Origin of the sequence: Peptoclostridium acidaminophilum DSM 3953 (assembly GCF_000597865.1) — a bacterium.
GTDB lineage: Bacteria > Bacillota > Clostridia > Peptostreptococcales > Peptostreptococcaceae > Peptoclostridium_A > Peptoclostridium_A acidaminophilum.
The window spans coordinates 820,384-832,271 of the sequence record NZ_CP007452.1; the positions used below are offsets into that span (position 1 = coordinate 820,384).

An 11,888-nucleotide genomic window follows, 5' to 3' on the forward strand; every position below is an offset into this window, starting at 1 on the left:
TGGGCATTATTCATTTAGCTGATTAATAAAAAGTACAGCATAGGAGGTCTTCGGGATGTCTAACGATATCATAAGATACGACGTGGAAGAATACATCGAGTACATGAGGGATGAATCAAGGATTTTCGGAAAAGCTAATTCGATTTCATTTCCAACAAGCGAAGCCGAGCTCAAGAGAGTGCTTGAAAAACTGGCTGAAAGCTCAGAAACCGTAACCTTACAAGGAGCACGCACGGGCCTTACAGGAGGGGCAGTGCCCATGGAAGGTCATGTCATAAATTTATCGAGAATGGCAAGGATATCGGGGCTGAGATTTGACGGTGAAAAGGACTGCTTTTTTCTTAGAGTCGAACCGGGAGTCTTGCTCTCGGAGATAAACAGGGCTGTTTCAAAGCTTGAATTTGACACATCTGAATGGAGCGCAGAGTCGATGGATGCGCTAAAGGAGCTCAAATCATCAAAGGGCAGATTCTTTTCGCCTGATCCGACAGAGACAAGCGCCACAATCGGAGGCATGATATCCTGCAATGCATCGGGCGCAAAGTCATTCAAATATGGGGCTACACGTAATCACGTAGAATCGCTCAAGGTTATGCTTGTAGACGGAGATACTATAAGCCTTAAAAGAGGCAGGGAACGGATAGAAGGCGGGGTACTCAGACTTACTACGCAAGGCGGGAGAGAAATTTGCGAAAAGCTGGATGTCTATAAGATGCCCCATGTTAAAAACGCTTCCGGCTACTATCTAGAAAGCGACATGGACGTTATAGATCTTTTCATAGGCGCAGAAGGTACACTCGGAATAACTGTAGAGGCTGAAATAGGGCTTATTCCAAAGCCAGCGTGCATATACGGCGTCATGGCATTCTTTCCAGACCAGGAAAAGGCGATAGACTTTGTTGAAGTGGCCAAGACGCTTGAAAGAAGACCTGCAGCTTTAGAATTCTTCAACTGCTTGGCTTTGGAGCTAATAAGGGCAAATATGTACAAGGGACATCTTCCGGACATACAAAGGATTGCGCCTGTATGTCACACGGGGATATATGCGGAGCTGCATGCAATGGATGAGGATTCCGGCAAAGGTATGCTTGAAGCTTTGTCAGCTTTGATAGAAGACTGCGGCGGAAATCTTGCGCAGACTTGGCTTGCCGTTTCAAAGCATGACATGGAAAGGCTCAAGGAATTCAGACATGCGGTGCCAGAGTTTGTAAACAGTATCATAGACGATAGGCGAAAAAGCGAACCGTCACTTACGAAGTTGGGGACCGACATGGCTGTTCCCCAAGGATTCCTGCGAGACGTAATGAGGATGTATGATGAAGGCATACAAAGCGCCGGTCTTGAATCGGTGATATTTGGGCACATTGGGGACAACCATCTGCATGTAAACATATTGCCAAGGAGCATGAGTGAATATGATACAGGCAAAAAGCTTTACGGTGAATGGGCGGAGGCCGTTGCAAAAATGGGCGGCACAGTTTCAGCAGAGCATGGCATTGGAAAGTTTAAGGCGGCAATGCTAAGGAAGATGTACAGTCAGGATGTTCTTGATTCAATGATGAAAATAAAAAGGGTATTCGACCCCGGCAACAGGCTAAACAGGGGCAATCTATTCGGCTAAAGGTGGGATGAGGATATGAACATTATAGTCTGCGTAAAACAGGTTCCAGATACAAGCGAGGTAAAGCTGGACAAGAAGACGAACACAATAATAAGGGAAGGTGTGGATTCAATAATTAATCCATACGACTCATATGCGCTTGAGGAAGGTGTTAGATTAAAGGAAAAGCTAGGAGGTAAGGTGAGCCTTATTAGTATGGGTATTCCTGCGGTCAAGGGAATGCTGAAGGAGGCCATGGCAGCCGGAGCTGACGAGGCATTTCTTCTCAGCGACAGACGATTTGCAGGTGCAGATTCTCTGGCTACAGCATATTCCCTTTACTTGGGAGTAAAGAAAATAAGAGACTACGACCTTATAATATGCGGAAAGCAGGCTATAGACGGAGATACTGCCCAGGTTGGTCCGAGCTTGGCGCAAAAACTTGGCATTCCCCATGTGAGTTACGTGATTTCCATACTAGAAGCGTCTGATAAAAAGCTTAAGGTGAAGAGGCTTGTGGATGATGCATATGAAATAATAGAAGTGGAGCTTCCGGCGCTGATTACAGTAGAAAAAGGAATTAACATTCCAAGGTTTCCTACAATAGAAGGTTTTTTCAGGGCTGGAGAAAAGGGCGTTAATGTATGGGGGGCAGACGATGTAATGGCTGACATGAAGCATATAGGGCTTGAAGGGTCGGCTACATGGGTGCTTAGGACATTTGCCCCCAGCTATGAAAAAAGTGTGAGCATGATAAGCGGAAGCCCTAAAGAGCAGGCGATCGGAGCTTTAAAGGCTCTTGCTGACGCCGGATTTATGGAAATTGGCGGGGAGGGTGAATAATGGCAAAGATAATAGTTTTAGAAGAAAAGTGCGTGGGCTGCGGCAAATGCATAAACGTATGCCCGTTCAATGCCATAACCTTGGAAAACAATAAGGCGGTAATAGGGGATGCCTGCGTAATGTGCGGAGCGTGCGAAAGGAACTGCCCGTTTGGAGCCATCAAGATAGAAAGAATTCAGGGCTACGAGCAGGACATATCTCTTTACAAGGGAGTCTGGGTGTTTGCCGAGCAAAGAGGGGGCGAAACAGCCGGAGTTGCATTCGAGCTTCTTGGAGCCGCCCGAAGACTGGCCGACAGACTGGGGGAGAGTGTAGCGGCTGTTCTGATTGGTGACGGAGTGTCTGAAAGGGCACGGGAGCTCATAGCGTACGGGGCAGACTTTGTATACGTTGTGGAAGGCAAAGAATATGAGAATTTCAGCGACGAGCTTTATGCTAACGCTTGTGTAAAACTGGCAGAAGAGCACAGACCGTCGATATTTCTCCTAGGAGCTACAGCTTATGGAAGAAGCCTTGCGCCAAGGATATCATCGAGTCTTGAAACAGGTCTTACTGCCGACTGCACTGTACTAGACATAGACGAGGAAAGCGGCATGTTCGTACAGACAAGGCCAGCCTTCGGAGGCAACATCATGGCTTCCATAGTATGTCCGGCGAGAAGGCCTCAGATGGCTACCGTCAGGCCGAGGGTTATGAAGAAGCCGGAGCCGGATTTTGGAAGGAGCGGGAGCACTGTCATGTTCTTGCCTGTGATGGCGGGAACCCCAAAGGCGAGGCTGCTTGAGCGTATACAGGAGGAGGGCTTTGGAACATCCCTATCAGATGCGGAGGTTATAGTGGCAGCAGGACGCGGTATATGCGATTCCAAGAATCTGGAGCTTGTTGAAGAGCTTGCAAGACTTTTAAACGGCGCTGTTGGTGCATCACGCCCTATAGTTGATGCGGGATGGATCGATCACAGCCATCAGGTAGGCCAGACCGGAAGAACCGTAGCTCCAAAGCTTTATATTGCCGCAGGAATATCGGGCGCAGTTCAGCATGTGGCGGGGATGTCATCCTCGGACTTCATAGTTGCCATAAACAAGGACAAGGATGCTCCGATATTTAAGATTGCAAATATAGGCATAGTCGGTGACTCGGCTGAAATAATAAAAGAGCTCATAGCTCAACTTAAATCCAAACAAGCAAAATCCGCAGAATGATTTTAATGTTTTGTATTGACAAAACAAAAAACTACCTCCAGAGTTGACATGACAGGGCAAATACATCATGCCGTCTTGAGGTAGTTTTTCATTTTGGGGATATGAACTATATACTTTCGCCAGTTTGGGTTAACTGGAAGTTTCCAACGCCCGTATTGAGTTCAATGTTTATTTTGTTCTCAGCCTGATCGTAGTTTGGTGATTCATAATAATCGTCTTTCTTGATCCAAGCGAGTGAATCGAGGTTGTTTGACTTAAGTGCCGCATCTAAGCTGACTCTTACTCCGGAAGAAACAGGGACGGTTATGCTTATGTCTGAAGCCCCTGAATCGATGCTTATGCTGCTGTCCTTTTGAAGACTGCCTATTTTGATTTCAATGTCTGCCGCGCCTGAATCTATGTCCAGGCTGCTCACAGGAATTTCAGTAAGGTCTAAATTCGAGTCTATGGCTCCGCAGTCGACTTCGATATCCCAAATGGCCTTGCTGCCGAGTCTGAAGTCATAGGAATAGGAATCTCTTCCCATTGGCATCATGCCCATTCTTTCGGTTGCAAATTCGAAGCTGGCATTTTCGCCTTCAATCACAGGATTGCTTTCTATATATGGATTTGTTGTAGCTGCTGACAACAGCTTATTGCTCTCGGATGCAACAGTTATATTTCCCGCGCCAAGCTCCAAAGACAGCTTGGCATTTTTTATGTCCTCGCCGTAGTCGTATGAAAATGAACGCTCCTGATATTCTCTGAACTGGCTGCCGGGTAATCCGCTTCTCCAGGTGCCGGGTGATGTAGAGGACATATAGAAGCCGTATGCGACAAGTGAAGCCAGGAAAACAATCCATGCCAAGCCGTTTACCCATGGCTTATGCTTGAATATTATGCTGACGCCTATTACTACGAATACCAGCGGCCACAGGTCTGCGATGGCCATCCAAATCGACCAGCTAATATATCCTAAGTTATAAAGGCCAAGCAGCAATCCGGCCGCTATAAGGGCCAGCCCTATAAACATATTGTTTTTCATTTAATTTCACCTCTTGTTTGATGACTTGAAAATCAGATATAGTCCGAAAACAACAAGAATGCCGGCCCACACTATGCCCATGTCCAGCCAGTGGAAGAATTTACGAGCGAGAAAAAGCCCGCCTACGACAATGAGAAGGAGCCCCAATATCAGGCTTACATCATCGGAGTTTTTTTGTGAAATTTGAGGTGCGGATGTTGAAGGTGGTTTCTCTGGGTTTTCACCGGTTCTTTCAGCATCTTCAGTTTCCGTTCCAAGCTCATCGCCAGCTGCTGTGAGGCGTGCCGAGGCAGGCTGCGCAGCGGATGTGTTTGGATTTTGAGGTATGACAATCGCGCATATGATATAGGCCAGCACACCAGAACCCATGAGCAGTGCAGTAAGGGCCCATGCAATTCTTACAAGCGTTGGGTCGATATCGAAATATTCGGCTATTCCCGCACATACACCTGCAATTATCTTGTTGTTTGAACGGTATAATCTTTTCTCCATGCATATCACTCCCATCATGTCAGAGATTTGTAATGAAATTATAGTCATTTCTGTGAAACACTACAAATTATTCATACCCATTTTATTGAAAAAATAATGCGTGATAGAGAGATATCCATAGTAATCACATTAAACGGAGAGCCCACAAAAACGTTACAGTATAATCTGTGAGGGTATAATTTGAAAAACCGCGAAATTATGAGGATTGACAATTGCATATGAATAAATATTAGATTTTAAAAGGAAGTCGATGAAAAGCTAGAGCTTCCGTAGGAGATGGAGTGTATGAGCTACCAAAATAGAAGTTCAAGATTCAAGTTCGAAATAGCGGGAGAAGAATACAGCAGCCACATACTGAGGGTGCTTGAGGAAGAGGATTTCAAGGGAGGAATATCCATACTATATACTCGGAGGCCAAACGCCGTGCTTTCGCTAAAAAAAGAGGGAGAAGATGTCGTGGTCGTCATATGCAGGGACAGAGAAACCGACGACTTCATAGGTTTTGGAGCATGTGCGATTAACAGGCTGTATATAGGAGGCAGCGTGGATAAGGTGGGGTATATATTCGCGCTTGGGATGGCAGGAGAGTACAGAAAGAAATATCCAAGGCTCCTGCCTGCCGCATACGAATACATGGGGGATATTCTCAGGGGAAAAGGCGTGGAGCACGTATACACGACAATTCTAAGCGACAACAAAGATGCGCAAAATATGTTTGAAAAGAAAAGAAAATCCATGCCTGACTACAATTATGCAGGTGACTACAGTGTCCACTGTATAAGAACGAATCTGTCTGAAAAAGGACTACACAACGATTTAGAGTTGAGTCAGGCATGTGAGTCAGATGTGGAGCCGATGCTGGGGATTTTCAAAGAACAGGGCATGCTGCATGACTTTTACCCTGCCATTAGCAGAGAAGACTTGTATGGCGAAACAGATTTTCCCCTTAAATACAGCGATTTTTATGTGTTGAAGGACAAGTCCACTGGAAAGTTGCTGGCATGCGCTGCGGCATGGGATCAGAGCGAATACAAGCAGCATATATTGATGGGCTACAAGGGGCGATACAGAGTGCTCAAAGCAGTATCTCCATTGCTTTCGTCACTTGGAATTCCAAGAATGCCAAAGCCAGGCTCAGCGCTAAGGTATTTCACTGTGTCGTTCTATGCGGCGAGTGAAGACAATGCCCAATATATCAGAGCGCTTGTCACTGGGCTGTCCAGGATTAAGAAAGAGTTCGATTATTTTATTATGGGCGCATCAAACGGGAGTGAGGTAGACGTTGTGCTTAGAGGCATGTCGCCGATAGTATACAGCAGCAGGGTGTATACTGTGGATTGGAAAAAGCCTTCTGCAGGCAAATGTGAAACAGATAGAAAGCAAATATATCTTGAATGTGCCAGGCTGTAAGCATTGGCGGCATTCAAAGCACCTGTCCTGGTACAGGTGTTTTTTAATCTATTTCTAATCGTGCCGCAATTGTAGGTGTTTTTCATTTGTGATATATTATTATAATGTGAATTGTTCATATATATGTAAGGCTGTAAGTAGCATAAATACTACTGCATGCTGCAAAAGAAAATCAATTCATACACTAATACTATGAAAGGGGCATATAATCCATGTACAGGCTTTATCAAAAGACCGTAGAAGAGGCGCTGCTGCACTTGAACACTGACAAAGACGGACTTAGCAACGCAGAAGTAGAAAAAAGAAGAGAAGAGTACGGGTATAACGAGCTCACTGAGGCGGAAAAAAAGAGCACGCTGATGGTGTTTTTGGAACAGTTTAAAGACTTTCTTGTAATTATACTTATATTTGCAGCTGTAATTTCAGCATTCCTTGGAAAATTTGAAAGCTCGGCTGTAATTGTAGTAGTAATAACAATAAACGCAATACTAGGAACCGTGCAGCACGTCAAGGCGGAGGAGTCGCTTAAGAGTCTCAAGGCTCTTTCATCGCCCACGGCGAAGGTTTTGAGACAAGGTAAAAAGATTGAAATACCATCCAGAGAAGTAATGGTTGGAGATATACTGTTTCTTGACGCTGGAGACTATGTAAGTGCCGACGGAAGGGTAATTGAAACATACAGCCTTCAGATAAATGAAAGCTCACTGACAGGAGAATCCGAGAGCATAGACAAGGTGATAGAAGCTATAGAGGGAGAAAACATAGCTCTTGGAGATCGGAAAAACATGGTGTTCTCGGGCAGCTTTGTAACATACGGCAGGGGCGTTATCGCCGTTACCAGCATAGGTATGGAAACTGAAATAGGTAAGATAGCAAATCTGCTTGAAAGCACGCAGGAGAAAAAGACACCGCTCCAGGAAAATCTGGACAACTTCGGCAAGAAGCTTGCAATAGCAATACTTGCAATCTGCGCAGTCATATTTGCGCTCAACATATTCAGGGGCGGCTCTATAATAGATTCATTCATGTTTGCGGTGGCGCTTGCAGTAGCCGCCATACCGGAAGCTCTAAGTTCCATAGTGACAATAGTTCTGGCGATAGGCACTCAGAAGATGGCCAAGGAAAACGCCATAATAAGAAAGCTTCACGCCGTGGAAAGTCTTGGAAGCATATCTGTAATATGCTCTGACAAGACTGGAACGCTTACGCAAAACAAGATGACAGTGCAGAAGCTGTTTGTTGACGGCAAAGTCATAGAAGACAAGTCTGCAGAAACCTGCAAAGAGCTGGACAAAAAACTTGTGCTTATGTCGGTGCTTTGCAACGACGCTGTGACCGCATTCGACAAGGAGATAGGCGACCCTACGGAGATAGCACTAGTGAATCTTGCAGAAAAGTACGACTTTGACGAGATTAAGACGAGGGATGAGTATCCAAGGCTAGGAGAGGTACCTTTCGATTCTGGAAGAAAGCTTATGAGTACGGTGCATTGCATAGGCGGAAAAACCCTGCTTGTAACTAAAGGGGCCGTGGATGTACTTGCCAAGAGGCTTGTATCAATAGAGAGATGCAGTGGAATATCTGGCATAACAGACAAAGACATACAGGAAATAGAAGATGCAAACAGGAGCTTTTCTGAAAATGGCCTCAGGGTTCTTGCGTTTGCATACAAGGAAATTGGGGATAATGTTGAAATCGGCGTAGACGACGAAAATGGCATGACCTTCCTTGGCCTGATATCGATGATGGACCCTCCAAGGGAGGAGTCGGCTTCGGCAGTCGCGGCCTGCGTAAGCGCTGGAATAAAGCCTGTGATGATAACCGGGGACCATAAGATAACAGCATCGGCTATAGCAAAGCAGATAGGAATATTAAAGCACGAATCCGAGGCGATGGAAGGCCAGATGCTCGATGACATGACTGATGAAGAGCTTAGGGAAAAGGTTGAGAATATTTCGGTATATGCAAGGGTATCTCCTGAGCATAAGATAAGGATAGTAAGGGCGTGGCAGAAAAAGGGAAACATAGTAGCGATGACGGGCGACGGAGTAAACGACGCTCCTGCGCTAAAGCAGTCTGACATTGGTGTGGCAATGGGTATAACTGGAACAGAGGTTGCCAAGGACGCATCGTCCATGGTGCTTACAGACGACAATTTCTCCACTATAGTAAAAGCAATATCCAACGGAAGAAGCATATATGAGAATATAAAAAATTCGATAAGATTCCTGCTTTCAGGAAATACAGCCGGTATAATCTCAGTGCTTTACGCATCGTTTATGGCTTTGCCGGTGCCTTTTGCGGCTGTCCACCTGCTGTTTATAAACCTTCTTACAGACAGTCTTCCAGCTATAGCAATCGGCATGGAGCCATACAAGAAAAACATAATGAATGACAAGCCAAGAGACATTAGCGCTCCGCTGCTGAGCAAGCAGTTTTCACTGGAGATTCTTTACGAAGGCATTTTGATTGCAATTGCTACAATGACGGCATTCCACATAGGTCTCTCAAGTGGAGGACATATAGTTGCAAGCACTATGGCATTTGCGACGCTTTGTCTTTCAAGGCTCCTACATGGTTTCAACTGTAGGGCAAGGGAGTCTATATTCACAGTGGGTGCCTTCACAAACCCTTACGTTTGGTATGCTGCCATTATAGGACTTGTTCTGCTTATGTCGGTGCTTGAAATAAAGCCTCTCATGGGAGTGTTCGAAGTGGCTCCTCTCACAGGAAATCAGCTGGCTGCGATATTTGGACTTTCGGCCATGCCGCTTGTGCTTATACAGCTTTCAAAGCTTGCTTTTGTAAAATCAAACAAATAAAATATTATTGAATTAAAAAGGTGTACCTGCCTGAGAATATCAAGCGGGTACACCTTTGTTTGCTTTTTCAATATGAATCTATAGGCTATACTGCCTTGCCTGACTTGTAAGACTTAGCCCTTTCGTTGGCGTTTAGTATCTTCTTTCTTAGTCTTATAGAATCAGGAGTTACTTCCACAAGTTCATCATCTTCTATGAATTCAAGAGCTTCTTCAAGTGTAAATGATTTTGCGGCATTGAGCTTAATGGCATCGTCAGAGCCTGAAGCTCTTACGTTAGTAAGTTTCTTGTTCTTGCAGGCATTTACAACCATGTCATCTTTTCTGCTGTTTATGCCTACAAGCATGCCTTCATATACAGGCACAGCAGGATCCACAAGCATAGTTGCCCTGTCACTGAGGTTGAAAAGCGCGTATGCCATTGTGACACCTGCATCCTGAGATATAAGGACGCCGTTTAGTCTGCCCTGGATTTCGCCACAGTGAGGCTGGTATGAGTGGAATGATTTGACAAGCGTTCCTTCGCCTCTAGTCTCGTTTATAAATCCGCTTCTGTAGCCTAGCAGCCCTCTTGTAGGAACAAGGTACTCTATTTTTGTGTAGCCGTTTTCTGAATGCATTGTCTCCATAATACCTTTTCTCTGGTTGAGGCTCGATATTACAGTGCCGCAGAATTCATCTGGAACTGTCGCTATGACTTTCTCCATCGGCTCGCAAAGAGTGCCGTCTATGTTCTTGAAGAGAACTTCAGGTTTTGAAACTCCAAGCTCATAGCCTTCCCTTCTCATGTTTTCAAGAAGTATTGAAAGGTGAAGCTCGCCTCTGCCTGAAACTTTGAAGCCGTCCCTTCCTTCCAGTTCTTCGACTCTAAGGCCTACGTTGACCTCAAGCTCTCTTTCAAGCCTCGCCTTAAGATGCCTTGAAGTAAGGAATTTGCCTGACTTGCCACAGAAAGGCGAGTCGTTTACAAGGAAGTTCATAGCCAGAGTAGGCTCCTCTATTTCTATCATCTCCATAGGGTCTACATGGTCTACGTCGCATATAGTTTCTCCTATTGAAATGTCGCTTATTCCAGCAAGAATGACTATATCGCCGCTGCTTGCCTCGTCTTTCTCAACTCTGTTGAGGCCCTCGTTAACCATTACTTTGGAAATCTTGGCTTTTACAACTGAACCGTCTCTTCTTGAAACAGCTACCTGCTGGCCTTTTTTAAGAGTTCCCCTTGTTATTCTGCCTATGCCAAGCCTTCCAACATACTCGTCGTAGTCAAGTGATGATATCTGAAGCTGAAGCGGATCAGCATCCATGTCAGGATACGGATTGACATGATTTTTAATAAGCTCGAAAAGTGGGTCAAGGCTGTTGCTTTCATCTTCCATTTCAAGCTTTGCAATGCCTTCCCTTGCTATTCCGTAAACTATAGGGAAGTCCAGCTGCTCGTCGTTTGCGTCAAGCTCAACAAACAGGTCGAATGTCATGTCTACGACTTCTTCGGCTCTTTGGTCTTTTTTGTCTATCTTGTTTATGAAAAGTATTGGCCTTAGTCCGTTCTGTAGCGCCTTTTGAAGCACGAACCTTGTCTGAGGCATTGGACCTTCGCTTGAATCCACAAGAAGTATTGTAGTGTCGACAGTTTTCATAATCCTTTCAACTTCTGATGAGAAATCGGCGTGGCCTGGAGTGTCGACTATGTTTATCTTGATACCGTCATGCTCTATAGCACAGTTTTTAGAGTATATTGTTATTCCTCGTTCTCTTTCGATGTCGTTGCTGTCCATGATGCACTCGACCACTTCTTCGTTTTCCCTGAAAACTCCGCCCTGTGAAAGCAGAGCGTCTACAAGTGTCGACTTGCCAGCGTCAACGTGGGCAATTACCGCGATATTGATTATCTTCTTCTTCATTATTCTGATCAACCTCTTTTTTTATATTAAGTTATATTAAGTGTGCAGCACGTATGCAGACACGTTTAATCTTGAAAAATTACCAACTTTATAATGATACACTTGTTTTGAAAAAATTTCAATTAAATTTATGTTATAAATATGGATTTCAACCAAAAATAGAATATTTTTTTCGTGGTTATAGCAACTGTGGATTTTAGAAAAATAATTGTCAAAGGTATTGCAAAAATATGGCTTTGAATATATACTGAATATAGCATTTAATTCTCAATGTGATTTTTTGTTCAGTACATATTTGCTAGAAACTTCAAGGATTCCTGCAGGTTAACGTTTACAAAAAATTAATTGTTAGAATTAAAGGAATTTTAATTTTTGGAGGTTTTCAATTATGAAAGGTACAGTTAAATGGTTTAACGGAGAAAAAGGCTATGGATTTATAACAGGAGAAGACGGAAAAGACGTTTTCGTACACTTCTCAGAAATCCAAGTTGATGGATTCAAAACACTTGCAGAAGGACAAGAAGTTGAGTTCGAAGTAGTTCAAGGACCAAAAGGACCTCAAGCTGCTAAGGTAACTGTTTCAAGATAGTAA

The 11,888-nt window shown here is 44.5% G+C and carries 9 protein-coding genes; 6 read left to right on the top strand and 3 right to left on the bottom strand.

Features of this window, described 5'->3' with window-relative positions; translation table 11 throughout:
- The first annotated feature begins 55 nt into the window (after nt 1-55).
- The 3 genes from EAL2_RS04125 to EAL2_RS04135 are packed head-to-tail and all read left to right on the top strand — an operon-like array spanning nt 56 to nt 3,645.
- A complete protein-coding gene (locus EAL2_RS04125; RefSeq protein ID WP_025435147.1) occupies nt 56-1,621 on the top strand; it encodes an FAD-binding oxidoreductase in 1,566 nt (521 codons plus the stop codon).
- 15 nt (nt 1,622-1,636) lie between these two features.
- Nucleotides 1,637-2,443: an electron transfer flavoprotein subunit beta/FixA family protein gene (locus tag EAL2_RS04130; RefSeq protein WP_025435148.1), complete on the top strand. Its 807-nt coding sequence runs from the start codon at nt 1,637-1,639 to the stop codon at nt 2,441-2,443.
- A complete protein-coding gene (locus tag EAL2_RS04135; RefSeq protein WP_025435149.1) occupies nt 2,443-3,645 on the top strand; it encodes an electron transfer flavoprotein subunit alpha in 1,203 nt (400 codons plus the stop codon). Before EAL2_RS04130 ends, EAL2_RS04135 begins: the two co-directional genes overlap by 1 nt.
- Nucleotides 3,646-3,751: 106 nt before the next feature.
- On the opposite strand, the gene EAL2_RS04140 is transcribed toward EAL2_RS04135, so the two are convergent.
- Nucleotides 3,752-4,669, bottom strand: coding sequence for a LiaI-LiaF-like domain-containing protein (locus EAL2_RS04140; RefSeq protein ID WP_025435150.1), 918 nt, complete (start codon nt 4,667-4,669; stop codon nt 3,752-3,754).
- Between the two features lie 6 nt (nt 4,670-4,675).
- Nucleotides 4,676-5,161: a PspC domain-containing protein gene (locus EAL2_RS15020; RefSeq protein WP_025435151.1), complete on the bottom strand. Its 486-nt coding sequence runs from the start codon at nt 5,159-5,161 to the stop codon at nt 4,676-4,678.
- Nucleotides 5,162-5,446: 285 nt separating this feature from the next.
- On the opposite strand from EAL2_RS15020, the gene EAL2_RS04150 reads away from it, so the two are divergent.
- Nucleotides 5,447-6,571, top strand: coding sequence for a GNAT family protein (locus EAL2_RS04150; protein ID WP_025435152.1), 1,125 nt, complete (start codon nt 5,447-5,449; stop codon nt 6,569-6,571).
- 212 nt (nt 6,572-6,783) lie between these two features.
- On the top strand, nt 6,784-9,393 hold the full coding sequence (locus EAL2_RS04155; RefSeq protein WP_025435153.1) for a cation-translocating P-type ATPase: 2,610 nt from the start codon (nt 6,784-6,786) through the stop codon (nt 9,391-9,393).
- A gap of 85 nt (nt 9,394-9,478) precedes the next feature.
- Here EAL2_RS04155 and typA read toward each other — a convergent pair whose 3' ends face one another.
- Entirely contained in the window at nt 9,479-11,296 is a 1,818-nt protein-coding gene (gene typA, locus EAL2_RS04160) for a translational GTPase TypA (protein WP_038601736.1), read from the bottom strand.
- A gap of 388 nt (nt 11,297-11,684) precedes the next feature.
- On the opposite strand from typA, the gene EAL2_RS04165 reads away from it, so the two are divergent.
- Nucleotides 11,685-11,885: a cold shock domain-containing protein gene (locus tag EAL2_RS04165; protein ID WP_025435155.1), complete on the top strand. Its 201-nt coding sequence runs from the start codon at nt 11,685-11,687 to the stop codon at nt 11,883-11,885.
- Nucleotides 11,886-11,888 lie beyond the last annotated feature (3 nt).

Coding starts and splice junctions, on each gene's coding strand:
- EAL2_RS04140 (WP_025435150.1), bottom strand. CDS start 4,669: ATGAAAAACAATATGTTTATAGGGCTGGCCCTTATAGCGGCCGGATTG.
- EAL2_RS04125 (WP_025435147.1), top strand. CDS start 56: ATGTCTAACGATATCATAAGATACGACGTGGAAGAATACATCGAGTAC.
- EAL2_RS04165 (WP_025435155.1), top strand. CDS start 11,685: ATGAAAGGTACAGTTAAATGGTTTAACGGAGAAAAAGGCTATGGATTT.
- EAL2_RS04150 (WP_025435152.1), top strand. CDS start 5,447: ATGAGCTACCAAAATAGAAGTTCAAGATTCAAGTTCGAAATAGCGGGA.
- EAL2_RS04130 (WP_025435148.1), top strand. CDS start 1,637: ATGAACATTATAGTCTGCGTAAAACAGGTTCCAGATACAAGCGAGGTA.
- typA (WP_038601736.1), bottom strand. CDS start 11,296: ATGAAGAAGAAGATAATCAATATCGCGGTAATTGCCCACGTTGACGCT.
- EAL2_RS04135 (WP_025435149.1), top strand. CDS start 2,443: ATGGCAAAGATAATAGTTTTAGAAGAAAAGTGCGTGGGCTGCGGCAAA.
- EAL2_RS15020 (WP_025435151.1), bottom strand. CDS start 5,161: ATGGAGAAAAGATTATACCGTTCAAACAACAAGATAATTGCAGGTGTA.
- EAL2_RS04155 (WP_025435153.1), top strand. CDS start 6,784: ATGTACAGGCTTTATCAAAAGACCGTAGAAGAGGCGCTGCTGCACTTG.